This is a genomic window from Micromonospora marincola (assembly GCF_056150385.1).
Map to the genome: position 1 here is coordinate 460,869 of NZ_JAXCFT010000002.1, position 26,497 is coordinate 487,365.

28 protein-coding genes and 3 tRNA genes are annotated in these 26,497 nt (G+C 71.9%); 12 read left to right on the forward strand and 19 right to left on the reverse strand.

The genetic code is table 11. The annotated features are described in order from the left end of the window. The first annotated feature begins 43 nt into the window (after positions 1 to 43). The 5 genes from SM450_RS06645 (at position 44) to SM450_RS06665 (ending at position 1,865) form a co-directional block, all read left to right on the forward strand. A complete protein-coding gene (locus SM450_RS06645; protein ID WP_474618774.1) occupies positions 44 to 835 on the forward strand; it encodes a polysaccharide deacetylase family protein in 792 nt (263 codons plus the stop codon). A 155-nt stretch (positions 836 to 990) separates the two neighbouring features. After that, positions 991 to 1,063, forward strand: a tRNA-Glu gene (locus tag SM450_RS06650). Positions 1,064 to 1,096: 33 nt separating this feature from the next. Continuing rightward, positions 1,097 to 1,170, forward strand: a tRNA-Asp gene (locus SM450_RS06655). Between the two features lie 74 nt (positions 1,171 to 1,244). After that, positions 1,245 to 1,318, forward strand: a tRNA-Phe gene (locus SM450_RS06660). Positions 1,319 to 1,427: 109 nt separating this feature from the next. Continuing rightward, a complete protein-coding gene (locus SM450_RS06665) occupies positions 1,428 to 1,865 on the forward strand; it encodes a VOC family protein (protein ID WP_474618775.1) in 438 nt (145 codons plus the stop codon). Positions 1,866 to 1,891: 26 nt separating this feature from the next. On the opposite strand, the gene SM450_RS06670 is transcribed toward SM450_RS06665, so the two are convergent. Then, complete coding sequence (locus tag SM450_RS06670; RefSeq protein WP_474618776.1) at positions 1,892 to 2,098, reverse strand: hypothetical protein; 207 nt, start codon at positions 2,096 to 2,098, stop codon at positions 1,892 to 1,894. A gap of 219 nt (positions 2,099 to 2,317) precedes the next feature. Between SM450_RS06670 and SM450_RS06675 the strand changes: the two genes are divergently transcribed. After that, positions 2,318 to 2,833: an SRPBCC family protein gene (locus tag SM450_RS06675; RefSeq protein ID WP_474618777.1), complete on the forward strand. Its 516-nt coding sequence runs from the start codon at positions 2,318 to 2,320 to the stop codon at positions 2,831 to 2,833. A 5-nt stretch (positions 2,834 to 2,838) separates the two neighbouring features. Here the strand turns inward: SM450_RS06675 and SM450_RS06680 are convergent, their stop codons facing one another. Together SM450_RS06680 and SM450_RS06685 are read right to left on the reverse strand one after the other, a co-directional pair. After that, entirely contained in the window at positions 2,839 to 3,543 is a 705-nt protein-coding gene (locus SM450_RS06680; protein WP_474618778.1) for a DUF2786 domain-containing protein, read from the reverse strand. A 33-nt stretch (positions 3,544 to 3,576) separates the two neighbouring features. Then, positions 3,577 to 3,966, reverse strand: a complete 390-nt coding sequence (locus SM450_RS06685) for a hypothetical protein (RefSeq protein ID WP_474618779.1) — start codon at positions 3,964 to 3,966, stop codon at positions 3,577 to 3,579. A 167-nt stretch (positions 3,967 to 4,133) separates the two neighbouring features. Between SM450_RS06685 and SM450_RS06690 the strand changes: the two genes are divergently transcribed. After that, on the forward strand, positions 4,134 to 5,471 hold the full coding sequence (locus tag SM450_RS06690) for an ABC transporter substrate-binding protein (protein WP_474618780.1): 1,338 nt from the start codon (positions 4,134 to 4,136) through the stop codon (positions 5,469 to 5,471). A gap of 64 nt (positions 5,472 to 5,535) precedes the next feature. Here the strand turns inward: SM450_RS06690 and SM450_RS06695 are convergent, their stop codons facing one another. Then, on the reverse strand, positions 5,536 to 6,279 hold the full coding sequence (locus SM450_RS06695; protein ID WP_474618781.1) for an enoyl-CoA hydratase/isomerase family protein: 744 nt from the start codon (positions 6,277 to 6,279) through the stop codon (positions 5,536 to 5,538). Continuing rightward, positions 6,276 to 7,133: a 3-hydroxyacyl-CoA dehydrogenase family protein gene (locus SM450_RS06700; RefSeq protein ID WP_474618782.1), complete on the reverse strand. Its 858-nt coding sequence runs from the start codon at positions 7,131 to 7,133 to the stop codon at positions 6,276 to 6,278. Before SM450_RS06700 ends, SM450_RS06695 begins: the two co-directional genes overlap by 4 nt. A 162-nt stretch (positions 7,134 to 7,295) precedes the next feature. Between SM450_RS06700 and SM450_RS06705 the strand changes: the two genes are divergently transcribed. Continuing rightward, positions 7,296 to 7,583: a hypothetical protein gene (locus SM450_RS06705; RefSeq protein ID WP_474618783.1), complete on the forward strand. Its 288-nt coding sequence runs from the start codon at positions 7,296 to 7,298 to the stop codon at positions 7,581 to 7,583. A gap of 51 nt (positions 7,584 to 7,634) precedes the next feature. On the opposite strand, the gene SM450_RS06710 is transcribed toward SM450_RS06705, so the two are convergent. Continuing rightward, positions 7,635 to 8,414: a class I SAM-dependent methyltransferase gene (locus SM450_RS06710; protein ID WP_474618784.1), complete on the reverse strand. Its 780-nt coding sequence runs from the start codon at positions 8,412 to 8,414 to the stop codon at positions 7,635 to 7,637. A 53-nt stretch (positions 8,415 to 8,467) separates the two neighbouring features. Between SM450_RS06710 and SM450_RS06715 the strand changes: the two genes are divergently transcribed. Beyond that, complete coding sequence (locus tag SM450_RS06715; RefSeq protein WP_474618785.1) at positions 8,468 to 8,875, forward strand: PPOX class F420-dependent oxidoreductase; 408 nt, start codon at positions 8,468 to 8,470, stop codon at positions 8,873 to 8,875. 61 nt (positions 8,876 to 8,936) lie between these two features. On the opposite strand, the gene SM450_RS06720 is transcribed toward SM450_RS06715, so the two are convergent. After that, on the reverse strand, positions 8,937 to 9,146 hold the full coding sequence (locus SM450_RS06720) for a BldC family transcriptional regulator (RefSeq protein WP_007073996.1): 210 nt from the start codon (positions 9,144 to 9,146) through the stop codon (positions 8,937 to 8,939). Positions 9,147 to 9,402: 256 nt separating this feature from the next. Beyond that, positions 9,403 to 10,242: a DUF8083 family protein gene (locus SM450_RS06725; RefSeq protein WP_474619037.1), complete on the reverse strand. Its 840-nt coding sequence runs from the start codon at positions 10,240 to 10,242 to the stop codon at positions 9,403 to 9,405. 175 nt (positions 10,243 to 10,417) lie between these two features. Here SM450_RS06725 and SM450_RS06730 point away from each other — a divergent pair, with 175 nt between their 5' ends. After that, complete coding sequence (locus tag SM450_RS06730; RefSeq protein WP_474618786.1) at positions 10,418 to 11,500, forward strand: Glu/Leu/Phe/Val family dehydrogenase; 1,083 nt, start codon at positions 10,418 to 10,420, stop codon at positions 11,498 to 11,500. 302 nt (positions 11,501 to 11,802) lie between these two features. After that, positions 11,803 to 12,015: a DUF3073 domain-containing protein gene (locus SM450_RS06735; RefSeq protein WP_091062223.1), complete on the forward strand. Its 213-nt coding sequence runs from the start codon at positions 11,803 to 11,805 to the stop codon at positions 12,013 to 12,015. A gap of 148 nt (positions 12,016 to 12,163) precedes the next feature. Here SM450_RS06735 and amcA read toward each other — a convergent pair whose 3' ends face one another. The 5 genes from amcA to SM450_RS06760 all read right to left on the reverse strand — a co-directional run bounded on the left by amcA (position 12,164) and on the right by SM450_RS06760 (position 16,828). Then, entirely contained in the window at positions 12,164 to 12,376 is a 213-nt protein-coding gene (gene amcA, locus SM450_RS06740; protein WP_474618787.1) for a multiple cyclophane-containing RiPP AmcA, read from the reverse strand. Further along, on the reverse strand, positions 12,357 to 13,448 hold the full coding sequence (gene amcB / locus SM450_RS06745; protein WP_474619038.1) for a cyclophane-forming radical SAM peptide maturase AmcB: 1,092 nt from the start codon (positions 13,446 to 13,448) through the stop codon (positions 12,357 to 12,359). The genes amcA and amcB overlap by 20 nt, the downstream gene beginning before the upstream one ends. Before the next feature lie 130 nt (positions 13,449 to 13,578). Continuing rightward, positions 13,579 to 14,733 (reverse strand): phosphoribosylformylglycinamidine cyclo-ligase, encoded by a 1,155-nt coding sequence (purM, locus tag SM450_RS06750; RefSeq protein WP_474618788.1) that lies wholly within the window; start codon positions 14,731 to 14,733, stop codon positions 13,579 to 13,581. 55 nt (positions 14,734 to 14,788) lie between these two features. Beyond that, positions 14,789 to 16,306, reverse strand: a complete 1,518-nt coding sequence (purF, locus tag SM450_RS06755) for an amidophosphoribosyltransferase (protein ID WP_474618789.1) — start codon at positions 16,304 to 16,306, stop codon at positions 14,789 to 14,791. Positions 16,307 to 16,474: 168 nt separating this feature from the next. Next, positions 16,475 to 16,828, reverse strand: coding sequence for a sterol carrier family protein (locus SM450_RS06760; RefSeq protein ID WP_474618790.1), 354 nt, complete (start codon positions 16,826 to 16,828; stop codon positions 16,475 to 16,477). Between the two features lie 160 nt (positions 16,829 to 16,988). Between SM450_RS06760 and SM450_RS06765 the strand changes: the two genes are divergently transcribed. Further along, complete coding sequence (locus SM450_RS06765) at positions 16,989 to 19,370, forward strand: carboxypeptidase regulatory-like domain-containing protein (protein WP_474619039.1); 2,382 nt, start codon at positions 16,989 to 16,991, stop codon at positions 19,368 to 19,370. A gap of 52 nt (positions 19,371 to 19,422) precedes the next feature. Here the strand turns inward: SM450_RS06765 and SM450_RS06770 are convergent, their stop codons facing one another. The 6 genes from SM450_RS06770 to purS form a co-directional block, all read right to left on the reverse strand. Next, on the reverse strand, positions 19,423 to 19,977 hold the full coding sequence (locus SM450_RS06770; protein WP_474618791.1) for an N-acetyltransferase family protein: 555 nt from the start codon (positions 19,975 to 19,977) through the stop codon (positions 19,423 to 19,425). Then, positions 19,977 to 21,494 (reverse strand): helix-turn-helix domain-containing protein, encoded by a 1,518-nt coding sequence (locus tag SM450_RS06775; protein ID WP_474618792.1) that lies wholly within the window; start codon positions 21,492 to 21,494, stop codon positions 19,977 to 19,979. The genes SM450_RS06770 and SM450_RS06775 overlap by 1 nt, the downstream gene beginning before the upstream one ends. 267 nt (positions 21,495 to 21,761) lie before the next feature. Beyond that, positions 21,762 to 22,511: a 2-phosphosulfolactate phosphatase gene (locus SM450_RS06780; protein ID WP_474618793.1), complete on the reverse strand. Its 750-nt coding sequence runs from the start codon at positions 22,509 to 22,511 to the stop codon at positions 21,762 to 21,764. A gap of 10 nt (positions 22,512 to 22,521) precedes the next feature. After that, the gene (gene purL / locus SM450_RS06785) at positions 22,522 to 25,269 is read right to left on the reverse strand and encodes a phosphoribosylformylglycinamidine synthase subunit PurL (protein WP_474618794.1); all 2,748 of its coding nucleotides are present in this window, start codon (positions 25,267 to 25,269) and stop codon (positions 22,522 to 22,524) included. Between the two features lie 64 nt (positions 25,270 to 25,333). Next, positions 25,334 to 26,017 carry a phosphoribosylformylglycinamidine synthase subunit PurQ gene (purQ, locus tag SM450_RS06790; protein WP_474618795.1) on the reverse strand — a complete coding sequence of 228 codons (684 nt, stop codon included), beginning with the start codon at positions 26,015 to 26,017 and terminating at the stop codon, positions 25,334 to 25,336. Continuing rightward, entirely contained in the window at positions 26,014 to 26,277 is a 264-nt protein-coding gene (purS, locus tag SM450_RS06795) for a phosphoribosylformylglycinamidine synthase subunit PurS (protein WP_474618796.1), read from the reverse strand. The genes purQ and purS overlap by 4 nt, the downstream gene beginning before the upstream one ends. Between the last annotated feature and the right edge of the window lie 220 nt (positions 26,278 to 26,497).

The following is a 26,497-nucleotide window of genomic DNA, read 5'->3' on the forward strand; positions in this document are numbered from 1 at the left end:
TACGGTCGGAAAGTCCATCTGACCCGACCCCCGGGAGCGACAGATGCGTCCACGCGCCTTCCTGGCGTTCGCCCTCGGCCTGGTGCTTCTCCTCGCCGGCTGCGGCGGTTCGGGCAAGACCCCTGAGAAGGTCGCCGCCCAGCCCTCCGCCACGTCCACGCCGAGCCCGACTCCCAGTCCGAAACCGCAGCCGACGCGCACCACCCCACCGCCGAAGCCGAAGCTGCGACCGCTGCCCAAGAAGCTCCCGGCCGGCCTGCACCGGCGCAGCGGCAGCCCGGGGGTGGCGCTCACCTTCGACGACGGGCCGGACCCCCGCTACACCCCGCAGATCCTGGCCCAGCTCCGGGCGGCCCACGTCACCGCGACGTTCTGCCTGGTCGGCAAGCAGGTCAAACATCATCCGGAACTGGTGGCCCAGATCGTCCGGGAGGGCCACCAGCTCTGCAACCACAGTTGGCGGCACGACATCGACCTCGGCCGGCGCCCGGTCGCGGAGATCCGGGCCGACCTCGAACGGACGAACCGGGTCATCCGCGAGGCGGCCCCGAAGGCGCAGATCACCTGGTTCCGCCAGCCCGGCGGCCGGTGGACCGCCGAGGAACTCACCGTCGCCAAGCAACTGGGTCTGCGCCCGTTGCACTGGAGCGTCGACCCGCAGGACTGGGACCACCCACCGGCGAAGAAGATCATCAAGCGGGTGGAGTCCGCCACCCACCACGGTTCGGTCGTGTTGATGCACGACGCGGGCGGCGACCGGACTCAGACGATGGCCGCCTGCCGGCACCTGATTCCGGACCTGAAGCGGCGGTACGGGATCGCCCGGCTGCGGTGACACCGTCACTGAGCTGCGGCTTTGCCCGGTGATGTGCCTGCGACCATACCGGTTTGGCCGTCGGAGGAGGCATGACATATGCTCTTCATGCCTCCGGCGGGGCCGGATGGGAGCAAGTCCGCTTGAAGTTGCGAGTGTGCAATGATGGCGGGGCCGCCCTCATCGTCTAGCGGCCCAGGACGCCGCCCTTTCAAGGCGGTAGCACGGGTTCGAATCCCGTTGGGGGCACGATCCGGCTCGCGCCGGAGGCAACACCAGCCAGGTCCTGTGGAGCAGTTGGAGTGCTCGCCGCCCTGTCAAGGCGGAGGTCGCGGGTTCAAGTCCCGTCAGGACCGCAAGCGCTGACGCCGCGCACATCATGCGCGGCGTTCTGCGTATCGGCCGTGCGATAGCATGTGCCGAGCACCACGGCCAGGTAGCTCAGTTGGTACGAGCGTCCGACTGAAAATCGGAAGGTCGGCGGTTCGACCCCGCCCCTGGCCACATAGCCTTTCGCCGGGCTACAGGAGCGCCGACCAGCGGAAACGCCGGTCGGCGTTCTGCTTTTCCGCCCCGGCCCTCGGCGAGACCTCGGAGGGTCTACGGTGTGGCGATGTCCGAGCAGTGGTCGTTGACCGTCGACTGCGCGAGTCCGCGCGATCTGGCGGCGTTCTGGTGCCTCGCGCTGGGTTACGTCCCGGCCGCCCCGCCGGCCGGGTTCGCCACCTGGGAGGCGTGGCAGGCCCACTTCAAGATCCCCGAGGACGAGTGGGACGACGGCGCCTTCATCGAGGACCCGGACGGCGTCCGGCCCGGTGTGTCGTTCCTCAGGGTGCCGGAGCCGAAGGTGGTCAAGAACCGCATGCACTTCGACGTCCACGTCGGCGGCGGCCGGCAGGAGCCGTTCGAGGTCCGCTGGCCGCGGGTCCAGGCGGCGGTCGACAAGCTGGTGGCGGCGGGCGGGACCGTGCTCCGGGTGGACGAACCCGACGGGACGCCTGACCACGTGACGATGGCCGACCCCGAGGGCAACGAGTTCGACGTTCTCTAGGCCGGCACCCTGCGCGTCGTTGACGCCTACTGCGAGTTCTGGCCGTTCCGCCACACGTTGCCCTGCATGCCGTGGCGCTCCGCCGCGTGTCGCTCCTGCTGGGCCCGCGCCTCGCGGGCCGCGGCCGAGTCCTCCGGGGAGGACAGCCGTTGCCGGTCCCGCCTGCCCACGACGACGAACGCGGCGATCATCAGTGCGGCGATCACCAGAACCAACAGCACCAACGCCCTCATGAGCCAACGGCTCCGCTGTCACTCATACTCCTAGTCCTCCATCGGCCGGTCCGGGTCAGCGGCGGTTACCCGCTTTCCGGTACGGCATCCACCGGCCGACGTCTCCCGTCGGGGGCCGCCGCCGCGCGGTCGGACTGTCGGGAACCGGGATTCCCGCTGTCCGAAAGCGGGCGAAACCGAAGCTGCACAGCGAGACATCAGCCGGTATGGTCCGGGCTTATGGGAAAGGAGATGGCCGATCCGGATGAGGTCCGGCAGGAATCCGACCGCTTCTCCCTCCGCAGCAGGCTCCTCGTCCCGGCGCCCCCCGAGCAGGCGTACGCCGTCTTCACCGGCGCGCTGGCCGACTGGTGGGTACGTGAATACACCTGGTCCGGGCCGGAGGCCCTGGCCGCGCTCGGGATGGAGCCACGGGCCGGCGGGATGCTCTACGAGATCGGCCCGTACAGCTTCCGCAACGACTGGGGTCGCGTACTGACCTGGGATCCGCCCCGGCGACTGGTCTTCACCTGGCAGATCGGGCCGGACCGGGTGCCGGTGCCGGATCCGGCCCGGGCCAGTGAGGTGGAGGTGCTCTTCCACCCCGAGGACTCCGGGTCGACCCGGGTGGACGTCGAGCACCGCTACTTCGACAGGCACGGCACGGCCGCCGAGGGCTATCGGGAGGCGCTCACCGCCGGCTGGCACGAGTTGCTCTGCCGCTACCTGGCGACTGTCACCCGCACCACCGTCTGACCCGGTCAGCCGGCTATCTCGGGGCTCACACCGGCGCCGGTCAGCCCGGTGTCGCCCAGGTCGGCGCGGCGGCCGGCGGCGGCGCCGGGCGCGAAGCCGCCTCCGGCGAGCCGGCGGCGCGGGGCGGTACGCAGTCGCGGGTACACCTCGGCGAGCCGGCGCTGGACACGGTCGGTGCGGTCGGCAAGCACCAGCGCCACCGAGGGCGCGCCGGCCTCGGCGACCGCCCCGGCCTCGGCGGCGTGCAGCCGCTCGGCGACGACCTGGGCGAAGCCGGCGAGCCAGCTACGCCGGAACGCGCCCAGATGCTCCCCGACCGGCACCGCCGCCCCGGCCAGCCCGTGCGCCGCCTGCACAAGCAGCGAGGTGAAGAGCAGCTCGACCCGCTCCAGGTCGCTGGCGAAGCCGAACAGGTGCATCACGTACGCGTCACCCTGCCGGCGGCGTACGCAGCGGCAGCGCAGCGGGTCCGCGACGGCGGCGAGCAGGCCGGCCTTGTCCCGCGCGTACGGGGCGACCACCTCGACCGTGCGGTCCCCGATCGGATCGGCGGCCGGCTCGCGGGCGGCGAGCAGCGCGCGGTCGACGCCGTACCGGGCGATCAACTCGGTCGCCTTGGCCATGAAGGCCGCCGACTCGGCGGGCGTGCAGGCCGGGTCCTCGGCCTGGGCGAGCAGCTTGCGCACCTTGCCGAGCATCGCCTGGGACATCAGTCAGAGGTATCACAACTGGGGAGCGCGGTGTCAGCCCTCCCGGCTGCGCAGCGTGGCGATGGTCGAGCCGGCGAGCGTGAGCAGGCAGTCGGGCAGCAGCCCGTCGGCAGCCGCCGCGCCGAACAGCGCCTCGCCGGTGTCGGCGTCGTCGTTGGCGTACGCGCTGACGAAGCGGGCCACCCAGCGGGTGTCGTAGTCGGCCTGGTCGATGCCGGGAAAGTCGAGCGCGGCGGCGCCCCCGGGGGCGTCGTCGCCGAGCATGGTGGCGGCCAGGCACCAGGCCACCCCGTACGCCCCGGCCAGCCCGGCGCGATCGACCACCGCGTCGAAGGCGCCGACCACGCCGGCGCCGTCGCCGGCAAGCGCCGAACGGAGCACGGCGGTCGCGTCGTCAAGCGTCTGCTGTGCGTCGTCGGTCACCTGCGGAACAGTAACGCCGGAGGTCAAACCGGTGACCCGGAACCGAGTTGGCAATCACCCGGAGTAATTACCGCAGTCGGGGTGCCGACGGAGCCAGGTCCACGGTCCCGCGTCCTGCGCGGGCACGCTAATGTGCGCAGCGGACCTTCGCCGGAGGAAGGACGACCATGCTTGGAAATCGCACGTCGCGCGCGGCCCTGTCCATGGCTTGCGCGGCGCTCCTGCTCGCTACCAGCGCCTGCGGGAGTGACGAGCCGAAGGACGCGGCCACCACCCAGGTCAGCCTCTACGGCGCCGACGGCAACATGCTCAACTCCTTCGCCGCGGAACTCAAGGACCGGGCGATTCTCCTCAACGGGATGAAGGGCACCACCCCCCTGACGCCGCTGCCGGAGAGCTTCAAGGAACGACTACGCAACGTCGATCCGAAGTTGACCGACTACCTCTACTCCGCCGAGTCCTACGACGCCGTGGTGATCAGCGCGCTGGCCGCCCAGATGGCCGGGACCACCGCGCCGGCCGAGATCGCCAAGCAGATCGTCGGGGTGACCACGGGCGGCCAGATCTGCGACACCGCGAAGTCCTGCCTCCAGCTCGCCCGCGCCGGCCAGAACCTGGAATACCGGGGCGTGTCGCTGAACCGGGCCGGCTTCACCGACACCGGCGAGCCGGCCACCGCGAGTTACGCCACGGTGCACTTCGGGAACGAGAAGATCGACGACGCGAAGACCGAGTTCGTCGGCGCCGGCGACGAGTCGGGCGCAAGCACCAAGGCTCCGCCGCAGGGCCGCAAGCCCCGCGCCGGAAAGGCGAAGGACGCGCCGCTGATCATCGGCGGCCTGCTGCCGAAGACGGGTGACCTGGCGCTGGCGTACCCGCCGATGGCCGCCGGGGTCACGCTCGCGATCAACGAGGTCAACGCCGCCGGCGGAGTGCTCGGCGAGCCGGTGAGGTTCATCGCGGGCGACGACGGCACCAACCCGGCGGTGGCGAAGGCGACGGTGGCCTCGCACGTCAGCCAGGACGTCTCGGTGATCATCGGCGCCGGAGCGTCAGGCATCTCCCGGGAGGTGCTGCCGGACGTGGTGGCCGCCGGGCGGATCCTCTTCTCCCCGTCGAACACCGACGCCGGGTTGAGCGCCATGGAGGACAAGGGCCTCTACTTCCGCACCGCGCCCCCGGACAGCCTCCAGGGTCGGGCACTCGCCGACGTGATGCTGCGGGACGGGCCGCGCAAGATCGTGCTCCTGGCCCGCAAGGACTCCTACGGCGAGGGCCTCCAGGAGAACGTCCGGGCCGAGCTGGAGAAGGCCGGGGTGGGCGCGGACCGGCTCAAGCTGCTGACCTACGCGCCGCCGGCCGACCCGAACACGCCCGTCGACTTCACCGGCATCGCCCAGGACATCAAGAGTTTCGGGCCGGAGGCGGTGCTGGTGATCGGGTTCGGCGAGTCGGCGCGGGCGATCACCGCGCTGGCCGACGCCGGGGTCCAGATCCGGGGCTGAGCGGTCGAAACAGGGCGGGCCGCACCGGGAGAACCCGGTGCGGCCCGCGCCGCCCGGCAAGGGGTCAGCGCGCCCGGCGTCGCTCCAGGAAGTCCGTCATCCGCCGGTGCTTCTCCTCGTCCTCGAAGAGCACCGCCTGGCTCAGCAGGTCGAGCTGCGGGTGCGCGGCCGGCGGCGCGTCCACCGCCAGCTTGGTCAGCCGCAGGGCCAACGCGGAGCCCTTGGCCATCTCGTCGAGCAGGCCGTGCGCGGTGGGCAGCAGCTCCGCCGGTTCGGCCACCACCCGGTTCGCCAGGCCGATCCGCAGCGCCTCGTCGGCGTCCACCCGCCGGCAGGTGAAGAGCAGTTCCTTGGCCCGGGCCTCGCCGATCAGCGCCGGCAGCCGATAGGTCGCGCCGGCGCCGGCCAGGATGCCCAGTCGCACCTCGGGCTGGCCGAAGACCGCACGCCCCGTGCACACCCGGAGATCGCAGGCGTACGCCAGCTCGGCGCCACCGCCGAGCGCCGGGCCGTCGACCGCCGCCACGGTGGGCAACGGCAACGCCCGGATCCGGGCGAAGACGCCCTGGTTGATGGCGGCAAGCGCGTCCAGCCGGCCGCGTTCGCGGAGTTGCGCGATGTCGGCGCCACCGGCGAAGACGCCGTCCGTCCCGCCGGTGAGCAGCATCAGCCGGGGGTGGGCCTCCAGTTCGGCGCAGACGTCGTGCAGCTCGCCGACCAGGTCGGCGTCGATCGCGTTGCGCTTCTCCGGCCGGTCGAGCGTGACCACGAGCCGGTCCGGCAGTTCCTCGATCCGCAGCCCGCTCACCGCTTCAGGCCGCCTTCCCAGGTGTAGAAGCCCTGCCCGGACTTCTTGCCCAGCCTGCCGGCGGCGACCATCTCGACCAGCAGCGGCGGCGGGGCGAACCGGTCACCGTACGCGGCCTGGAGGGTGCGGGCGATGTCCAGCCGGACGTCCAGCCCGACCAGGTCGGTCAGCTCCAGCGGGCCGACCGGGTGCCGGTAGCCGAGCACCATCGCCTTGTCGATGTCGGCCGGTTCGGCCACCCCGTCGGCCACCATCCGGATCGCCTCCAGGCCGAGCGTGACTCCGAGCCGGGAGGTGGCGAAGCCGGGCATGTCGCGTACCACGACGGGGTCCTTGCCCAGCCGGGCCGCGAGCGCGACGGCCGCCCCGGTGGTCTCCGGCGCGGTGGCCGGGCCGACCACGACTTCGAGCAGCGCCATCGCCCAGACCGGGTTGAAGAAGTGCAGCCCGAGGAAGTCCGCCGGGCGTTCCAGCCCGTCGGCCAGCTCGGCGATCGGGATGCTCGACGTGTTGCTGCCCAGCAGCGCCGGCCGGCGGCCCTCGGCCTCCCGGAGCACCGCCCGCTTGAGGTCGAGCCGCTCGGGCACCGCCTCGACGATCACGTCCGGCCCGTCGGCCACCTCGGCCAGGCCGGTCCGCGGCGTCACCCGCACCCGGTTGGCGGTGGCCGCCTCGGCGGTCAGCTTCCCGCGCTTGACGGCGCGGTCCCACAGCTCGCCGAGCCGCCGGACGGCGTCGGCTCCCCGCTGCGGGTCGACCTCGACCAACTCGACCGCGTACCCGGCGCCGGCCGCCGCGTAGGCGATGCCGAGGCCCATGGTGCCGGCCCCGACGACCACAAAACGACCACTCATCGTGTCCCCTCGTCGCGGCGGTGGCGCACGGGGTCTCCGCCGCCCGGCCGGCCGCTCATTCGATCCTGGATGCGACCCTATGCGTCGGCGGGACCGCCGGGCATGCGTGGGGGGCGGGCGGACGGGGTAAAGACCGCCGTCAACGCCGAAGGAAGGATCGAGATGAGCCAGGCACCGGAGAGCGCGGAGAGCACCGAGACGGTCGAGACGCGCGGTGACGAGCGGGTGGACCTGCTTCGCGCGGACACCAACAACGACGGCAAGACCGACGTCTGGGTGGTGGACACCGACGGCGACGGCAAGGCCGACCTGTTCCAGTTCGACACCGACGGCGACGGCAAGGTGGACATCACCATGGTCGACATCGACGAGGACGGCACCCCGGACGAGGTGGTCGACGGCGACGGCGGTCTCCCGCCCGAGGAGACCGCGCCCACCGTCCAGGTGTAGGTGTAAGGCGGGGGCCCTTCTTATCGCCTAGGCGATAAGAAGGGCCCCTTCCTAACCTCTCAGCGCGAGCGTGGCGAGATAGTAGGGGTGATCGGTGGCGTCCACGTCGGCCAGTCGCCACGGGCTGTCCTGGACCAGCTCCGCGAATTCCGCGGGTGAGCAGACCAGGTAGTCGAACCAGTCGGTGCCGAGCTGCCGGTACCGCAACCGCAACCGCAGTTGTCCGCCCAGCCGGCCCCGCCGCCGGTTCGCCTCGTGGTAGCCGGTGTGCACCGGGTCGGTGGTGCCGTACGGGTCGGTGCCGTGCGCGATCACCCGCGCCCCGGGTCGGGCCAGCGCGGCGAGCGCGGCCAGCAGCACCGGGGCGCGCTCGCGGCCCTCGAACAGGCCGAGGTTGTTGCCGAGCAGCAGGAACGTGTCGTAGCGCCGGCCGCTGACGACGTGCTCGTCGACTGTGGCGTGCACCAGCTCGCGTACGCCCCGGTGGCGGCTGACCCGCAGCGCGCCGAGCGAGGTGTCCAGCCCGGTGACCGGCACCCCGCGCTCCTGGAGGTGCAACGCGATCCGACCGCCGCCCACGCCGACGTCGAGCACGTGCCCGTGGACCCGGTCCACCGCCCGGTGGTCGTGCGGCTGCCACCGCTGCGGCGGGTCCAGGTAGTGCTCGGCGGGCGCGCCGTTGACAAGCCCGTCGTCCCGCTCGATGATCTCGATGACCGGGCGCGGCAGGCGTCCGCCGGCCATCGGCCGGGGGCCGACCCCGGTGGCCACGGCGTACGCGTCGCGGATCATCTCGCCGAACACGTCGCCGATCGTGGGTTCGGGGGTCATGCGAGCACGCTATCCGGGCTCGGCAGCGCTGTCGCAGCCGTATCCTGGGCGTCGTGACCGACCTGGACCGCCTGGCCGCGGAGAAGTACGTGCTGCTCACCACGTTCCGCAAGGACGGGCGGGTGGTGTCGACGCCGGTGTGGGCGGTGCGCGACGGCGACGCGCTGGCGGTGTGGACGGTGTCCGACTCCGGCAAGGTGAAGCGGATCCGGCGTGACGGCCGGGTCACGGTGGCCCCGTGCGACGTGCGCGGCAACCCGCGCGGTGAGGCGGTGCCGGGGCACGCGACGATCGACGACCCGGAGCACACCCGCCGGGTGCGGGGGCTGCTCAAGCAGAAGTACCGGGTGATCGGGCGGATGACGTTGCTTGGTAGCCGGCTCCGCCGGGGCGAGGGCGGCACGGTGGGGTTGCGGATCGTGCTTGACGGCGCGACCTCCGGACACGATCAGGGGCGGTGATCGCCGCTGGTGCGACGGTCGACCGCCCCTGATCGGAACGCCTGAGAGAACGTCCGGGTCGTCAGTCCCCCTGCCGCTGCTGGGGGATCTGACCCTGAAGCAGGGCCCGAACCTCCGACTCGCGGTATCGGCGGTGGCCGCCCAGGGTCCGGATGGCGCTGAGCTTGCCAGCCTTGGCCCACCGGGTCACCGTCTTCGGGTCGACACGGAACATCGACGCCACCTCGGCCGGTGTGAGTAGCGGCTCTGGTTCGTGCGTTCGCGATGCCATCGGGGTCACTCCTCCACATGTATAGACATCGGCCGGGGTCCCGCCGGCCGACGCGTCTCCCATGGTCCGGCTAGTCCCCGATGTCCGACATGGGCCGAACGGCTGAAGGTCCCTAGACGGACGGATGAAGCATGCCCGATTTTTACTACTTTTATGCGGCAGAACCTACCTTATTCGGACTCATGATCACGGTTCGTGATGCGTCAACTACGAGGTAACTTCGGAACCGACGCCATAAAGGGGGATCAACCGGGCGTCAGTTGCAGCGCTCCAGAAGTTGCACCGCCCGCCAGCGGGCCACAAGCTTGTCGTACGCCGCAGAAGCCTCCTCGGCCTCGCCCCGGGACAGCCCGGCCAGGCCCGCCGCGACCAGCTCGGTCGAGTCGTCCGCCGCAAGCGTCTCATCCGGCAGCAACTGCACCAGACCGCCGTAGTCCAGCTCCACCACCGACCTCGGGTGGAACTCCTCCAGCCAGCGGGCGGCCTCCTCGACCGCCTCGGTGATCGGCGCCTCCCCGACCGACTTGCGCAGCACGGACAGCGCCCGGGACGAACGACGGCGGGCCTTGGAGATCTCGGTGCGGTAGCGCAACGCGCGTCGCCCCGCGTCGGTGACCAGGTGCCGTTCCCCGGCCTCGAAGAGCACGAACCAGCGCAGCGGCACCCCCCAGGTGGCGACCTGCTCGTGCACCCGCGGCACGCCGTGCTCCAGCACCCGCGCCCCGCTGCGCCAGTCTTCCACCACGGCCTTGGCCTGCCCGGCCAGCACCGGCGGCACGAACGCGTCGGCGAGCACCGAGGGCACGCCGTCGCGGGCGCTGAGCGCCGCCTCGGCGACCCGGATCCGCAGGTTCCACGGGCAGACCAGCAGCGTGTCGTCGGCCTCCAGGACGTACGCCTCCTCCGGCAGCTCGGGCAGCCGGGTCCAGCCCGCGCCGAGCGCCTCGATCACCGAGGTCCGCTGCCGACCCGGCCCCTCCAGCGGCGCGATCGCCCGACCTTCGGTGGCGTACCGGCGCCAGTATGACTGGCGGTCCCGGTCGAAGGCGGTCAGCGGCTCGTACACGCGCAGGTATGAAGCGAAGAGCGACGGCACGGCGCGATCCTCCCACGAGACGGGACCGCCCGTCGCCACCGTCACACCGGCACCGTGACGTGGGCGACAGTACGGTCCCGGCCGATATTAGGCTCAACGACACCGGCGTCATCCCGCCGGCCGCGCCACCCAGGTCCGCGCCCCACGAGGGCGCACACCGACACAGGAGTCAGCCATGGGCGTATTTGCCAGCACCGACGACCCCGCATCCACAGGTCACGAACAGGTTGTGTTCTGCCAGGACAAGCAGTCCGGCCTGAAGGCGATCATCGGGATCTACTCCACCGCGCTGGGCCCCGCGCTCGGTGGTACCCGGTTCTACCCGTACGCCAGCGAGGCCGACGCCCTCGCCGACGTGCTCGACCTGTCGCGCGGCATGGCGTATAAGAACGCCCTGGCCAACCTCGACCTCGGCGGCGGCAAGGCGGTCATCTGGGGCGACCCGGAGCAGCTCAAGAGCGAGGCCCTGCTGCGCGCGTACGGCCGCTTCGTGGAGTCGCTCAACGGCCGCTACTACACCGCCTGCGACGTCGGCACCTACGTCCCCGACATGGACGTGATCGCCCGCGAGACCCGCTTCGTGACCGGCCGCAGCGTGGAGCACGGCGGCGCCGGCGACTCGTCGATCCTCACCGCCTGGGGCGTCTACCAGGGCATGCGGGCCGCCGCCGAGCACGTCTGGGGCAGCCCGACGCTTGCCGGCCGGCGGGTCGGCGTAGCCGGCCTGGGCAAGGTCGGCAAATATCTGACCGGGCACCTGCTCGACGACGGCGCCGAGGTCGTCGCGACCGACGTCAACCCTCGCGCCCGGGAGTGGGTCCGCACCACCCACCCGCAGGTCATCCTGGTCGACGACACCGCGGCGCTCGTCGCGTCCGACATCGACGTGTACGCCCCGTGCGCGCTCGGCGGCGCGCTCGACGACGACACCGTGCCGGTGCTGCGGGCCAAGGTGGTCGCCGGCGCGGCGAACAACCAGCTCGCCCACGCCGGCATCGAGAAAATCCTCGCCGACCGGGGCATCCTCTACGCCCCGGACTACGTGGTGAACGCCGGTGGCGTGATCCAGGTCGCCGACGAGATCGAGGGCTTCAACTTCGAGCGGGCCAAGCTGCGCGCCACCCGGATCTTCGACACCACCCGCGAGATCCTGCGACTCGCCGACGACGAGGGTGTCCCGCCGGCGGTCGCCGCGGACCGGCTCGCCGAGCGGCGGATGGCCGAGGTCGGCCGGCTGCGCAGCATCCACCTCCGGTGACCGGCGCCCGGGGGCGGGCCCATCGACTCCCGCCCTCGGGCGTCACGCCGCCGGTCGGGGCGTTAGGCTGGGCGTCGGTGACTTCGTGTCGATTTGCCCGCTGTCACGGCCGACCTCGGCAATCACCCCTTACCAGGTACACTTTGTGACGGTCGGAACACTGCGACGCGCAGGGCCGGTCGACGGTGACCCGAGGTGCCGAACGGTGGCATCCCCATGTACCGTAAGAGCCACGAGAGATGCCTGACGTCATCGGGGCCCGCCTTCGGGCTGCCCCGCATTCTGTGCGAGGGGGTCGAGCCATGGGGCGCGGCCGTGCTAAGGCCAAGCAGACAAAGGTGGCCCGGGAGTTGAAGTACCACTCCCCGAACACCGACCTAACCGCCTTGCAGCGTGAACTGGCGGGTAGTGGTAAGTCTGAGCACAACTTCGACGACGACAAGAACTTTGTCGACGACGATGACGAGGACCACGCGGACGACGACCCTGACCCCTGGGCCCGTCCGACCCGCTGACCTCCGGTCACATCTGAGCACGCGGGAACACCCGCGTGCTCACGCATGTGCTCACCCCGGAGGCGGCGTACGACCGACGATCAGGGACCTGCCGCACCGGGTGCCTCCCCGGCTGCGCTGGCAGGTCCCTTGATCGCCGAACCGGCTCTCAGCGTGGGCGGTTGTTCCAGTTGTAGAACGTCGGGATGTTCTCGAAGTGGTTCCACGCGCACACCGCGTTGGCGCCGTCGCCGCCCGACACCTCCGCCCGCAGCAGGCGTGCCGCCTCGGCCTCGTGGAGCAGCGCGGTCAGCCCCACGGCGGCATCCCGCACCCGGTCGGCGACCGCGTCCCGGTCGGTGTCACTGGTGATCTCGGGCATGCTCCAACACTCCCTCCAGTAGGCGGATCTTGCTGTTACGGCAGTGCTCGGTCTCCGTACCGTCGAACCGCCCCTGCTCGAAGTAGCGGTTGGCGGCGTGGCCGCCACCGCAGAAGCCGAAATAGGCGCAGGATGCCCGGCACGCCTCCACCCCGGCGAGGAACTCGTCCACCCAGGGCGTCCGCCCCGCGTCGGCGAGAATCGCGCCAAGCGGCGTGGCAAGCACGTTCCCGCTGCCGAAGTCGCCGTACCTGGGGTCGGTGAAGCCGGCCAGCTCGGGCGAGAGCACCACCACCGAACCGTCGTGGGCGACAGTCGGAATCGGGTCGAGCCGACGGGGCAGCAGGTCGTCGGCGGCACCGGTCAGCACCGCGCCGGCGTACCGCAGCGACCACTCCACCTCACGCAGGTGGATCCGGGGATCCCGGCGCCAGGCGGTCACCAGCTCGGCCCAGAACCCGGTCACCGCGACCGCGTCCCGGGCGTTCGACCTGATGTTCACCCCCTCGGTCTCCTCGATGTTGACGCCGAGCACCTCGCAACCCAGGTCGAGGAAGTAGTCGTACAGCTCCGCCGCCAGCCCCGGCTCCGGCCGGGAGACCACCGCCAGCGCCGAGAACGGCAACCCGTGCCGGCGCAGCGCCGCCACCCCGGCCACGATCCGGTCGTACGCCGGCCGGCCACCCCGGGTGACCCGCTCACCGTTGCGCTCCCGCGGGCCGTCCACGCTCACGCTGACCCGAACCCGGTGCTCGGCGAAGAACGCGCACCAGGCGTCGTCGATGAGCGTGGCGTTCGTCTGCACGTGGTGCTCCACCTCCGGCCCGAACGGGGCCAGCAGCGCGGCCAGGTGCTCCCGGCCCGCCGCGAGCGGCTCACCGCCGTGCCACACCACCGAGCACCGGCCCTCGGCCGCCCAGGGGTTCACCGACGCCGCCACCGCCTCGGCGACCGCCACCGGCATCCGCCGGTCCGCCGCGCGCAGCGGCAGATAGCAGTAGGCGCAGTCGAGGTTGCACAGCGTCGTCGGCTGCATCACCACGTACGAGGGGACGGCGGCGATGCCCCGCATCCCCTCCGAGGTGCGCGCAGCCATCGACCCCTCCCCCGCGTACCTGTGAAAACCCGAACCTTCAGGCTAGGCCGCGGCGGCCACTCGGGTGAACCCCCGGTCAGGTGCCCGGATGATCAACACACTGTGATCATCCGCGGGTGTGCTGGCCGACCATCTGCACGTTCCCAGTGCCCTCGATGATCTCGCCGGCCTGCCAGGCGTCGACGCCGCGGCCGGTCAGGGTGGCGAGCGCGCGGTCGGCGTCCTCGGCGGAGACGATGGCGAACATGCCCACGCCCATGTTGAAGGTCGCCTCCATCTCCGGGTCCTCGATCCGGCCCTTCGACTGGATCAGGTCGAAGATCGGCTGCGGCTTCCAGGTGGAACGGTTGACCACCGCGTCGACGTGCTCGGGCAGCACCCGGACCAGGTTGCCCGGGATGCCGCCACCTGTCACGTGGGCAAGCGCCCGCACCTCCGCCTCGGCGATCAGCTTGAGGCAGTCCTTCGCGTAGATCTTGGTCGGGGTGAGCAGCTCCTCGCCAAGCGTGCGCTGGCGGCCGAAGTCCTCGATCACCACGTCCAGCCGCATCCGGCCGGCGCCCAGCAGCACGTGCCGCACCAGGGAATAGCCGTTGGAGTGCAGGCCCGAGGAGCGCATGGCGATCACCACGTCGCCCACCTCGACCCGCTCCGGCCGGAGGATCTCGTTCTCCTCCACCACGCCCACACCGGTGGCGGAGATGTCGTACTCGTCCGGGCGCAGCACGCCTGGGTGCTCGGCGGTCTCACCGCCCAGCAGCGCGCAGCCGGCGTACCGGCAGCCGTCGGCGATGCCGGCGCCGATCTCGGCGACCTTGTCCGGCACGACCTCGCCGGTCGCGATGTAGTCGAGCAGGAACAGCGGCTCGGCGCCGCAGGCGACCAGATCGTCGACCACCATGGCGACCAGGTCGATGCCGACCGTGTCGTGGATGTCGAGCTGCTGGGCGATCACCAGCTTGGTGCCCACGCCGTCGGTGGAGGACGCCAGGATCGGGTTCTTGTATTTCTTGGTGTCCAGCCGGAACAGGCCGGCGAAGCCGCCCAGGTCACCCATGACCTCCGGCCGCCGGGTCTCCTTGACCTTGGACTTGAGCAGCTCGACCGCGCGGTCGCCCGCCTCGATCGACACCCCGGCGTCGGCGTACGAGACCGAGCGTTTGCGCTGCGTCCGGCTGGAGCCCGCCGACCAGGGCTGGCGGTCGCCGCCGGCACCCGACGGGCTGGATCCTGCGCCGCTGCGCTCGGACACGTGCGTCACGGTTCTCCCCTTTGTGGTTCCGCGGGGCCGAGGCGCCGGACCCGCGTCGGTGGTGCTACGGGTGATGGGTGGGTGTGGCGACGAGAGGGATCGTGGACTCGGCCGCCTCGGCGACGATCCGGCGGCCCACGCCCTCGAGCACGTGCTTGCCGATCAGGTTCCCGGCCGGCAGTTCGATCGGGTACTCCCCATCGAAGCACGCCCGGCAGAGCCGGGTCTTCGGCTGCTCGGTCGCCGCGATGAGACCGGGCAGCGATACGTAACCAAGCGTGTCGGCGCCGATCGACCGCCGGATGCCCTCGTTGTCCAGCCCGTTGGCCAGCAGCTCCGCCCGGGTGGCGAAGTCGATGCCGTAGAAACAGGGCCAGCTGACCGGCGGCGACGAGATCCGGACGTGGACCTCCAGCGCACCCGCCTCACGCAGCAGCCGGACGATGGCCCGCTGGGTGGTGCCCCGGACGATCGAGTCGTCCACCACCACCAGGCGCTTGCCGCGGACGTTCTGCCGCAGCGGGTTCAGCTTGAGCCGGACGCCGAGCGCACGCAGCGTCTGCGAGGGCTGGATGAAGGTGCGCCCCACGTACGGGTTCTTCATCAGCCCCTGGCCGTAGGTGATGCCGGACTCCTCGGCGTAGCCGATCGCCGCCGGGGTGCCGGACTCCGGCACCGGGATCACCAGGTCGGCCTCGACCGGGTGTTCCTTGGCGAGCTGGCGGCCGATCTGCACCCGGGCGGCGTGCACGTTCCGGCCGGCGATGGTGGCGTCCGGCCGGGCGATGTAGACGTATTCGAAGAGGCAACCCTTGGGCTCCGGGGCGGCGAACCGGCTGGAACGCAGGCCGTCCTCGTCGACGGCGATCAGCTCACCCGGCTCGACCTCGCGGACCACGCTCGCGCCGACGATGTCGAGCGCCGCGGTCTCGCTCGCCACCACCCAGCCACGCTCCAGCCGGCCGAGCACAAGCGGGCGTACGCCGTGCGGGTCGCGCGCCGCGTAGAGCGTCGACTCGTCCATGAAGACGAAGCTGAACGCGCCGCGCAACTGCGGCAGCACCTCGAGCGCCGCCGCCTCGACCGACAGGTCGGGGCGGCTGGCCAGCAGCATGGTGACGAGCGAGGTGTCGTTGCTCGACCCGTCGGAGTCCAACCCGCGGGCGGACACCTCACGCTGCAGGTCGGAGGTGTTGACCAGGTTGCCGTTGTGGGCCAGGGCGATCGTGGTGCCGGCACTCGTGGCGCGGATCGTCGGCTGGGCGTTCTCCCAGGTCGAACCGCCGGTGGTCGAGTAGCGCGCGTGCCCGATCGCCACGTGCCCGCGCAGGCTGGCCAGGGTCGGCTCGTCGAACACCTGGGCGACCAGGCCGAGGTCCTTGTAGACCACGACGCCGGAGCCGTCGCTGACCGCGATACCGGCAGCCTCCTGGCCGCGGTGCTGGAGGGCGTAGAGCCCGAAGTAGGTCAGATTGGCGACTTCCTCCCCCGGGGCCCAGACACCGAAGACGCCGCACGCGTCCTGGGGGCCGGGTCGCTGGGGGTCAAGGTCGTGGCTCAGCCGGCCATCGCCTCGGGGCACCTGCCGCTCCCTCATGCTGGGGGTCTGGACTGGCCTGGCGGAGTCGGGGGGCAGCTCCGCACCGTGGGCCGGGACCGTCATCGGGCACCAGTGTACGCGAACAGATGTCGACACCGACAGTCACGAAGCATCCGCCGAACGTCACCAGGTCCGACCGGGTCGGCCCGGTTAAATCGGGAGGTACGCGGAAAGGTCGGCCCGGATTCCGGAGACCCGTACGCGACCCTCGGTGACCGCGTCCGCCCAGCCGAGGCGTCCGGTGGCGAGCGCCAGCCACGTCGCCGGGTCCATCTCCACCACGTTCGGTGGGGTGCCACGGGTGTGTCGCGGCCCGGGCACGCACTGCACCGCGCCGTAAGGTGGGACGCGCACCTCAACCGATCGGCCGGGAGCGCGCTCCGTGAGGGCGGCCAGAAGCGACCGGACCGCCTCCCGGAGCACCGGCCGTTCGGGCGTACGGCCCTCATCAAGCGCCGTCACGGCGGTGAGCACCGACTCGGAATAAGCGTGCGGAGAGGACACGACGGGACGATACGACCCGGCAGAAGACCGCCCGACGCCGGCCCTGGGTAGAGATGATCCGGTCAGACAAGGCATAGTTGCCGACGGCGTAATTCGTACCGTGAGTGATCAACCCGGCCGGACCGGCCAGTGGGGAGATCAGACCCGGAAGGCGGTGGACGTGTCCACACACCGACGTGCCTGGAAGCATCGGGCCGGTGTGGTCGTAGCGTTGGTCTTCGGCGCCCTGCTCACCGTCCCCGCCACACCCGCCCTCGCGGCAAGCGTCAGCGTCTCGCCCGGGTCCGCCACGGTCAACGCCGGCAGTGATGCCACGGTCACCGTCACGGTCAACCCCGAGGGCGGCGATGCAAACGGCGACATCAGCCTGAGCGGCCTGCCAGCCGGAGTCAGTTGCTCCAGCGGTTGCGGCGGTATCGAGTTCAATCCGCCGGGCTCGCCAAAGGTTCAGATCCTCACCCTGCGCGCGAACGACAACGCGGGTGACGCCAACTCCTCTGTCACGGTTCGGATTCAAGGAGTTGGCCGGCCGGCCACCGCCAACTTCAACCTGACCGTCAAGGGCAAGCCTGCTCCGCCGTCCCCGCAGCAGCCGGAGACCGTCAAGACGATCTCCGGCAAGGTGGTCACCGCCGAGGGTGAGCCGATCTCCGGCGCGCTTGTGATGCTGCGCGACAGCGCCAACAAGCAGCGCTCGACGGAGACGAACGGCAGCGGCAACTTCAGCTTCAGCGGCTCCGCGTCCCAACCGATCGCGCCGGGGCGGATCGACCTCGGCGCCTCCAAGGGGCAGGCCGAGCCCGGCACCAAGTCGATCAACGCCGCGGCCGGCCAGTCCGTCACCGGCATCCGCCTCAGTGTGGCGGTCAAGGCGTCGGCGAGCCCGAGCGCGACCCCGTCGGCAAGCGAGTCGGCCCTGCCGTCCGAGGAGGTGACCGAGGACGACGCGGCGAGCGACACCCCCGCCTCCGACGCAGCCGCCGCACAGGAGCCGACCTCCAACGAGGACTCCGGCGGTTTCGGCTCCTGGCTGCTGATCCTGCTCGGCGGGCTCTTCGTCGCCGTCGGCGTGGGCACCATCGTGCTGCTCTACATGCGCCGTAAGAACGAGGACGGCGACGGCGACGGCCCGGGCGGGCCGGTCGGTCCGGGTGGCCCGGGCGGGGCCGCCGCGGCCGGCGCGATCCCTGCGGCCCGTGGTGCCTACCGGGGTGCGGACGACCAGACCCGGGTGGTCAACGGGATGGGCACCGGCCCGACCCCGACGATGGTCGGCGGCGCCGCGATGAGCGACGCCCCGACCATGCTGCAGCGGCCGGTCGTGGACGACGTGCCGCCGGACCCGTACGGCGCGCCGCCCGGTGCCAGCTACGGCGTCGGTGCGGGGCAGGCCGGTTACGGCTACGGCGACGCGCCCTCCTCGGGCAGCGGCTACGGCAACGCTCCGTCCTCCGGCAGCGGCTACGGCAATGCTCCGTCCTCGGGCAGCGGCTACGGCAACGGCCCGTCCTCCGGCGCCGGCTACGGCAGCCCGGGCTACGCGGCCGGGGCGGGCGGTTACGCGCCGGCCCAGGGCGCCGGGTACGGCAACGAGCGCTTCGACGAGCCGACCGGCCGCTACACCGGTGACAGCAACAGCACCCAGTACGCGCCGGCCGCCGACCCCTACCCGACCAGCACCTACCAGCCGGAGCAGGACCGGGGTTACGGCCAGGCCGGCCCTGGTCAGTACGGTCGGGGCCCGGAGCAGGGCGACGGTTACGGCGCGGCCGGTGGCTACGGCGCCGCCCCGACGGGCGGTTACGACGCCAAACCCAGCGGCGGCTACGACGGCGGCCGGCAGCAGGCGGGCTACGGCGACGCGCCGACGGGCGGCTATGACGCCAACCCGGGCGGCGGCTACGGCACCCCTCCAGCCGGCGGCTACGACGCCAAACCGGCCGGCGGTTACGACGCCAGCCCGACCGGTGGTTACGACTCCAGCCCGACCGGTGGCTACGACGCCAACCCGACCGGCGGCTACGGCACCGCCCCGGCGGGCGGCTACGAGGCCAACCCGAGCGGTGGCTACGGCACCGCCCCGGCGGCGGGCGGATACGGCGACGGCCCGCGCTACGGCGACAGTCGAGCGGGCGGCGGCTACGACAACGCGCCGGCGGGTGGCTTCGACAACGCCGGCGGCGGTTACGACGCCGGCCGGCAGCAGGGTGCCTACGGCGACGCGCCGGCCGGCGGCTACGACGCCAACCCGGCGGGTGGCTACGACGGTCGCCAGCAGGGCGCTTACGACGGCGGTCAGGCCGGCGGCTACGGCGGTTACGACGGCGGTCAGCAGTCCGGCGGCTACGACCAGCGTGGCGGCTACGGCGACGGCTACGGTCAGTCGCCGCAGGGCGGATACGGCCAGGAGCCGCCGCAGCAGCGCGGTGCTGGCTACGACAACCAGGCCGGCTATTCCAACGACCCGGCCCAGGCTGGTCGCGCCCGCCCGGAGAGTCAGTCCGACCGGGGCGGGCGGCGTCTCGACTGGCTTGACGACTGACCCTCATTTTCACGACGGTGGCCGCCCCGCTATCGCGGGGCGGCCACCGTCTTCAGGTCCCCGGTTCGGCGTGAGCGGGCTGCCTGACCAGGACCATGAACCTTGGCGCGTCATCCCAGGCCGGCGTCAGATGAGTGACGTGCCGCCACCCCCAGGAGTCGTAGGCGCGTCGAGCGACGCTGTTCTCCGGGTCCACCAGAAGGGTGGCGCGATCCTCCGCGCGGCGGCCCAGAAGTTGGTCGTGCAGCGCTCGCGCCACACCTTGACGCCGCCACTGCGGTTGCACGAGCAGTTCGCTGACGGCGAAGGTGCGTCGTCCCGTCTCCGCGACGAACTCGGGCGGAGTGGGTTGCTCGATTCCCGCCCACCACCCGGTCTCGGCGGGCAGGGGAAAGCCGTAGATGTACCCGGCCAGTTCCCCGCCGGCCGTGGCGGTGACCAGGCTCCACCCGTCGCGGGACATGTGGGCGGCGAGCTGGCGCCGGTAACGGTCCTCGCTGTGGAACTCGCCGCCCCCCACGTACACCTGGAGGTAGAGGGCGACGAGGTCGTCGACGAGCGGAGCCGCCTCGACCGCGGTGTGGTGACGCAGATCCAGTCCCCGCACTACCGGCTCACCACCTGGTCGTAGGCGTCGATGAACCCGCGGCTCGTGGCGGTCGGTCGCTGGGCCTGCCCCAGGCTCGACCTGACCTGGGCGAGGTGGCGCGAAACCCGCCCGGAACTCACCTGGCCCAGCTCGGGCAGGACATCCATCGCCGTACGCGCGGCCTCGTTGACGTCGCCGAGCCGGCACTGCGCATCGGCGAGTTGGACCGTGTAGTAGATCCGGTTCCGGCGCAACGCCGGTGGGATGTTCTCAGTGATCGCGCGGAACGCGTCCGCGGCACGATCAGCCCGGCCCATCGCGAGGTACGACAGCCCTTCGATGCCCTGGACCTCCTGTGCCGTGACGAAGTGGAGGAATGGCATGTCGTCCTCGCTGGCGCCGCGCTCGAACTCGCGGCGAGCCTTGGTCATCGCCCGGCTGAAGCCGCCCACATCCCCCAATGCCGCGTTCGTATGCGCGGTGCGCAGGTGGAGCAAGGTCGCCAACCTCGGCGTGCCCCACCCGGCCGAGGCACGCACTGCGGCTTCCGCGCTGTGCAACGACTCGCCGGGGTGGTCGTCCCGAACGAGCAGCGCGAGCTGAGCGAAGGCGCGGACCTCCATGCGCGGATCGTCGGCGATGCGGGCCCGGGTGATCGCCTCGTTGAGGTACGGCCGTGCCAGCGGCCGACGGTCGGAGTCGATGGCCAGCCAGGCGGTCTCTATCGCCAGGTCGGCCAACGCGGTCTGCAGGGCGTCGCCGACCTCCCGGCTGTACGTGGCTTTTGTCGCCCACGACGACAGGCGTGAATGGACCCGAACGGCGATGTCGTAGAGCTGATCGGCGCCCGCGACCGCGTCGGCCTGGCGGAGTTGCTCCACCAACGAGCCGGCGTAGCGCACCTGTTCCATGCCGACGCTCCGAGGTGCGTCGACCGGGCCGGAAAACAGGTCGTGGAAGCCCGTCGCGGCGATGCCGGCAAGTGCGGCCAGGGCGTGAAACTGTCGGCGGTCCGTGGTGCCACCTCCTCGCTCCGATGCCGGTGTCGCGGCATCCGCCGGGATCGGCGGGTTCGCCGTCCCGGCTGTCTCCAGGGCCGCGACCGGCTCGTGGTCCGGTCGCTCGGCATCCGAGCTTTGCATGGCGGGCGGCTGGTCGGGCAGGCTGAACCACAGGTACGGCGATGGAATCCGGAGCAGCCGCGCCCAGTGGATGAGGCGATCCAGGTGAATGATCGGCGGTCCGTTCTCCACCCGGCTCAACTGCGCCTGCGTGATCCCCAGCCAACCCGCCACCACGCTCTGTGGCAGTGGGCTCCTCCCCTGGTAGGGGTGATTCCGATACGCGCGAATCGCCCGGCCGAGATGCCGTCCGGCCAGCGCCGCCCGTACCGGCTCGTGCTCCCAGAACGACGCCGGCACCACCGGCGGGGCGTTCAGCCGGTCCCGTTCGGCGGCCTGACAGGGCGCGCAGCGTCCACTGTCGTTGTCGCGAGCCAGGCGTCCGCCGCAGCGGGGGCAGTTGGCGTGTGTCACCGGCGACCTCGCTCCTGGCGGTAGCTGGGTCAAAATCGAGCCTACCCATTCAAGCCGCTCAACGGCGTTACGGTATGCATTCCACGCATACCCGCATTTCCGCTGTCGCCCCTTCCCGCCGACCTTGGAGTTGTGGCACCTCCGATATCAGCACGAGCCCGACATTTCTTGGCACCACAAGTCCAAGATCGACGCCGCTGCCCGCAACTCGACGAAGCTCGGGCGGGGCGGGGCGGGGCGGGGCGGGGCGGGGCGGGGCGGGGCGGCTCAGGCGGCGGTGAAGTAGCCCTGGCGGAGCACCGGCACCACGCCGGAGACGTCTACCTCGACGGCGACCTCGACGTCGGAGACGAATCCGCCCTCGGCGAGTTCCCGGCCGGAGACGCAGCCCCGGACCGCCGCCGGCACGTCGGGTGTGCTTGCCAACGCGGCAAGCGCCATGGCCGCCTCCACCGAGAGCCCACCGGGCACCCCGGCCAGCGCGTCAAGCACACAGGCCGCGCCGAGTTGATCCTCCACGCAGGGACGCAGCGACCCGTCGGGCCAGCGCTCCCCGGCGGCCACCACGCCCACCGGTGCGTCGTTCGTGCCGTACCCCTGGTTGCGCAGCCATCGCCCGACGGAGCGTGCGTTGCGCAGGCACGCCGCGACCACGGGCGTTCCGGTGGCGCTCGCCGCGGCGCTGATCGCCGAGCCGTTGGGCGACGGCAGCACCAGGTCGGGGGCCACCGGCGCGGCTCGCAGGGCCGCCGGGGAGAGCGACCACGGGTGCTCCGGCGTCGTCTTCCGACGCCCCACGGCGGCGACGGCCCCGACCCGACGGGCGTATTCCGCGGCCTGTTCACCCCAGGGGAACGGGTGCACCCGTGAACCGCGGCCCACCGCCACCTCCACGGCGGTGGTGAACGAGAGCACGTCCACCACCACCAGGGCGGCGCAGACCCGGCCGAGTTCCGCCGCCCCGGTCAGCCCCCAGTCGAACCGGGCGCCGGCACCGGGTTGGGCGAAGACGGCCATGGCCTGGGCCTTAGCGCTGGTCCGGCTCACCGGAAGCGGTGCGGTCGGCGTCCGGGGTGGACTCCGCGTCGGCCGTACCCGCGTCCCCGGTCGTGCCGGAATCAACCTCAGCCGGACCGGAGCCGTCCGTCACGGCCTCGGTCCCCGCCGGAGCGGATCCACCGGTCGCCATCTCGGCCTGGGTGTGAGCCGGCCCGCCGGGCCCGTCCGCGGCCTCCGCCGGGGTCGGTACGCCAGGCGCTCCGGCCTCCGGCCCGGTCCGGGCGATCGGCTCCGCGTCGACCTGGGCCGGGTCCACACCGACCGGCTGCTCGGCGGTCGCCGGCAGCACGGTGGCGGTGCCGGTACGGGTCGCCGCCACCTCCACCCGCGCCGCCTCGGCGTCGCCGAAGAGACGCGGCAGCGTCGCGCCGTGCACCTCCCGCAGCTCGTTCAGGTCGATCCGGAACTGGCCACGCACCTCCAGCGCCCCGCCGGTCGGGTCGGTGACGCCGATGAGCTCCCACGGCACCCCCCGCTCGGCGCAGAGGGCGGTGAACGCCTTCTCGTGCCCGCGCGGCACCGACACCAGGACCCGGCCGGCGGACTCGCTGAACAGGAAGACGAACGGCATCGAGCCCTCGGCGAAGTGCTCCGGCAGCGCGATCTGGGCGCCGACGCCGCGGCGCAGGGTGGACTCGACCAGGCTCTGCGCCAGCCCACCGTCGGAGAGGTCGTGCGCCGAGCTGAGGTGCCCGACCCGGGCCGCCTCGGCCAGCAGCTCGGCGAGCTGCCGCTCCCGGGCCAGGTCCACCTGCGGCGGGATGCCGCCCAGGTGCTCGTGGGTCACCCACGCCCACTCGGAACCGGAAAGCTCGACGTGCGTCTCGCCCAGCAGGAAGAGCTGGTCGTGGTCGCCGGCCGGCCGGGGCACGAAGCCCATCGGCACCCGCTCGGCGACGTCGTCGAGCACGCCCAGCACGCCCACCACCGGGGTCGGGTGGATGGCCGCGGCGCCGGTCTGGTTGTAGAAGCTGACGTTGCCGCCGGTGACCGGGATGCCCAGCTCCAGGCAGCCGTCCGCCAGGCCGCGCACGGCCTCGGCGAACTGCCACATCACGCCCGGGTCCTCCGGGGAGCCGAAGTTGAGGCAGTTGGTCACGGCGATCGGCTTCGCGCCGGTCACCGCCACGTTCCGGTACGCCTCGGCAAGCGCCAGCTTCGTCCCGTGGTACGGGTCGAGGCGGGCGTACCTGCCGTTGCCGTCGACGGAGAGGGCGACACCCAGGCCGGTCCGCTCGTCGATCCGGATCACGCCGGAGTCCTCCGGCTGGGCGAGCACGGTGTTGCCGAGCACGTAGCGGTCGTACTGCTCGGTGACCCAGGTCTTGTCGGCCAGGTTCGGCGAGGCGATCATGCGGAGCACGGTCTCCCGGAGCGCGTCCGGGGTGCCCGGCCGGGGCAGCGTCTCGGCCCGGTCGGCCTGGAGCAGGATCAGGTCGGCCGGCTCACGCATCGGTCGGGCGTAGACCGGGCCGTCGTCGACGAGCGAACCCGGCGGTACGTCGACCACGAGCTGGTCGCGCCAGGTGATGACAAGCCGACCCGGCCGGCCGTCCGGCGACGGCGCGGTGACCTCACCGATGGCGGTGGCCCAGACGCCCCACTTCTCGGCGGTCTTGAGCACCGCCTCCAGCTTCTCCGGCGTGACCACGAGCAGCATCCGCTCCTGGGACTCGCTGGCGAGGATCTCGTGCGGCTCCATCGACGGCTCGCGCAGCGGCACCCGCTCCAACCAGACCCGCATGCCGGTGCCGGCAGAGGCGGCGGTCTCGGTGAGGGCGCAGGTCAGGCCGGCGCCGCCGAGGTCCTGGATGCCGACCACGAGCTCGGCGTCGTACAGCTCCAGGCACGCCTCGATGAGCAGCTTCTCCATGAACGGGTCGCCCACCTGCACGGACGGGCGGCGCTGCTCGCTGCCCTCGTCGAAGGTGGCGCTCGCAAGCACCGACACGCCGCCGATGCCGTCCCGGCCGGTCTTGGCGCCCATCAGCACCACGACGTTGCCGGGGCCGGTGGCGTCCTTCTTCTGGAGCCGGTCGACCGGCAGCACGCCCAGGCAGAGCGCGTTGACCAACGGGTTGCCCTGGTAGCAGGGGTCGAAGACCACCTCACCGCCGATGTTGGGCAGGCCGAGGCAGTTGCCGTAGCCGCCGACGCCGGCCACCACGCCGGGCAGCACGCGGGCGGTGTCCGGGTGGTCGGCCGCGCCGAAGCGCAGCGGGTCCATCACGGCCACCGGGCGGGCGCCCATGGCGAGGATGTCACGGACGATGCCGCCGACGCCTGTCGCCGCGCCCTGGTAGGGCTCGACGAAGCTCGGGTGGTTGTGCGACTCGACCTTGAAGGTCACCGCCAGCTCGTCGGAGACCCGGACCACGCCGGCGTTCTCGCCGATGCCGGCGAGCAGCCGGTCGCTCGGCGGCGCCTTCTCGCCGAACTGGCGCAGGTGCACCTTGCTCGACTTGTAGGAGCAGTGCTCGCTCCACATGATCGAATACATGGCCAGCTCGGCCTGGGTGGGCCGGCGGCCGAGGATGTGCCGGATCCGGTCGTACTCGTCGTCGCGGAGGCCCAGCTCGGCGTACGGCTGAAGCTCTTCCGGCGTGCCGCCGGCCCGCTGCACGGTGTCCACGCCCGGCGCCCAGTCGTCGGTCGGGCCGGCCTGCGGCACCACGCCCTGCGCCTGGGGCAGGGTCGGATCCGGGTGGGTGGTCATGACGTCTCCTTGCTGCGCTCGCCGCCGCGACGGCGGGTGAGCCGACCGATGGTGCCGGTCATCATCACGCGGGGGCTCCCACCAGGTGCTTGAGCACCGAGGTGAAGAAGCCGAGGCCGTCCAGGGAGGGGCCGGTGAGCGCCTCCACCGCGTGCTCGGGATGCGGCATGATGCCGACGACGTTGCCGGCCTCATTGGTGATCGCGGCGATGTCGCGCTGCGATCCGTTCGGGTTGCCGCCGAGGTATCGGGCGACGACGCGGCCCTCGGCCTCCAGCCGGTCCAGCGTCGCGGCGTCGGCGACGTAGCAGCCCTCGCCGTTCTTGACCGGGACGAGCACCTCCTGGCCCGGCTGGAACGCATTGGTCCAGGCGGTGCCGGTGGCCTCGATCCGGAGGACCTGGTCCCGGTTGCGGAAGTGCAGGTGCTGGTTGCGGGTGAGCGCCCCGGGCAACAGATGCGCCTCGCAGAGGATCTGGAAGCCGTTGCAGATGCCGAGCACCGGCAGGCCACCGCGGGCGGCCTCGACGACCGTCTCCATCACCGGCGCGAACCGGGCGATGGCCCCGCAGCGCAGGTAGTCGCCGTAGGAGAAGCCGCCGGGCAGGACGACGGCGTCCACCCCGTGCAGGTCCGGGTCGCCGTGCCACAGCCGGACCGGCTCGCCACCGGCGATCCGGACGGCCCGGGCCGCGTCCCCGTCGTCGAGCGAGCCGGGGAAGGTCACCACACCGACCCGGGCGGTCACGAGTGCGCGCCCGCGGTCTCGTCGGAGGTGACCACGCGGACGGTGAAGTCCTCGATGACCGGGTTGGCGAGCAACTTGTCGGCGATCTCACGGGCCCGGTCAAGGTCCGGTTCGCCGGTGAACTCGATCTCGATCCGCCTGCCGATCCGAACCGAGGCGACGTCGCTGACGCCGAGCCGGGGCAGCGCGTTCGCGACGGCCTGGCCCTGCGGATCGAGGATCTCGGGCTTGAGCATGACGTCGACTACGACGCGAGGCACGGGGCACTCCTGACTGTGTACGCAGTTGGGTGCCGGCCCACAAACGGCCGAGCGCAGCCAGCCTACCTGGCAGATACCGTCCCGCCCGCACCGGCCGCCGCCAGATCGGGCGGTGACGGGCAGGACTGTCGGCGCGGACCGGGGACCGTTGCGCGTTCGTTGCGGCGTCGATACGTATTCGTTGCGGGGCAGGGCGCACCCCTGCCGCACACAACGCCTC

Coding starts and splice junctions, on each gene's coding strand:
- SM450_RS06645 (WP_474618774.1), top strand. CDS start 44: ATGCGTCCACGCGCCTTCCTGGCGTTCGCCCTCGGCCTGGTGCTTCTC.
- SM450_RS06665 (WP_474618775.1), top strand. CDS start 1,428: ATGTCCGAGCAGTGGTCGTTGACCGTCGACTGCGCGAGTCCGCGCGAT.
- SM450_RS06670 (WP_474618776.1), bottom strand. CDS start 2,098: ATGAGGGCGTTGGTGCTGTTGGTTCTGGTGATCGCCGCACTGATGATC.
- SM450_RS06675 (WP_474618777.1), top strand. CDS start 2,318: ATGGGAAAGGAGATGGCCGATCCGGATGAGGTCCGGCAGGAATCCGAC.
- SM450_RS06680 (WP_474618778.1), bottom strand. CDS start 3,543: ATGTCCCAGGCGATGCTCGGCAAGGTGCGCAAGCTGCTCGCCCAGGCC.
- SM450_RS06690 (WP_474618780.1), top strand. CDS start 4,134: ATGCTTGGAAATCGCACGTCGCGCGCGGCCCTGTCCATGGCTTGCGCG.
- SM450_RS06700 (WP_474618782.1), bottom strand. CDS start 7,133: ATGAGTGGTCGTTTTGTGGTCGTCGGGGCCGGCACCATGGGCCTCGGC.
- SM450_RS06705 (WP_474618783.1), top strand. CDS start 7,296: ATGAGCCAGGCACCGGAGAGCGCGGAGAGCACCGAGACGGTCGAGACG.
- SM450_RS06710 (WP_474618784.1), bottom strand. CDS start 8,414: ATGACCCCCGAACCCACGATCGGCGACGTGTTCGGCGAGATGATCCGC.
- SM450_RS06720 (WP_007073996.1), bottom strand. CDS start 9,146: ATGGCATCGCGAACGCACGAACCAGAGCCGCTACTCACACCGGCCGAG.
- SM450_RS06730 (WP_474618786.1), top strand. CDS start 10,418: ATGGGCGTATTTGCCAGCACCGACGACCCCGCATCCACAGGTCACGAA.
- SM450_RS06735 (WP_091062223.1), top strand. CDS start 11,803: ATGGGGCGCGGCCGTGCTAAGGCCAAGCAGACAAAGGTGGCCCGGGAG.
- amcA (WP_474618787.1), bottom strand. CDS start 12,376: ATGCCCGAGATCACCAGTGACACCGACCGGGACGCGGTCGCCGACCGG.
- amcB (WP_474619038.1), bottom strand. CDS start 13,448: ATGCGGGGCATCGCCGCCGTCCCCTCGTACGTGGTGATGCAGCCGACG.
- SM450_RS06780 (WP_474618793.1), bottom strand. CDS start 22,511: ATGGCCGTCTTCGCCCAACCCGGTGCCGGCGCCCGGTTCGACTGGGGG.
- purL (WP_474618794.1), bottom strand. CDS start 25,269: ATGACCACCCACCCGGATCCGACCCTGCCCCAGGCGCAGGGCGTGGTG.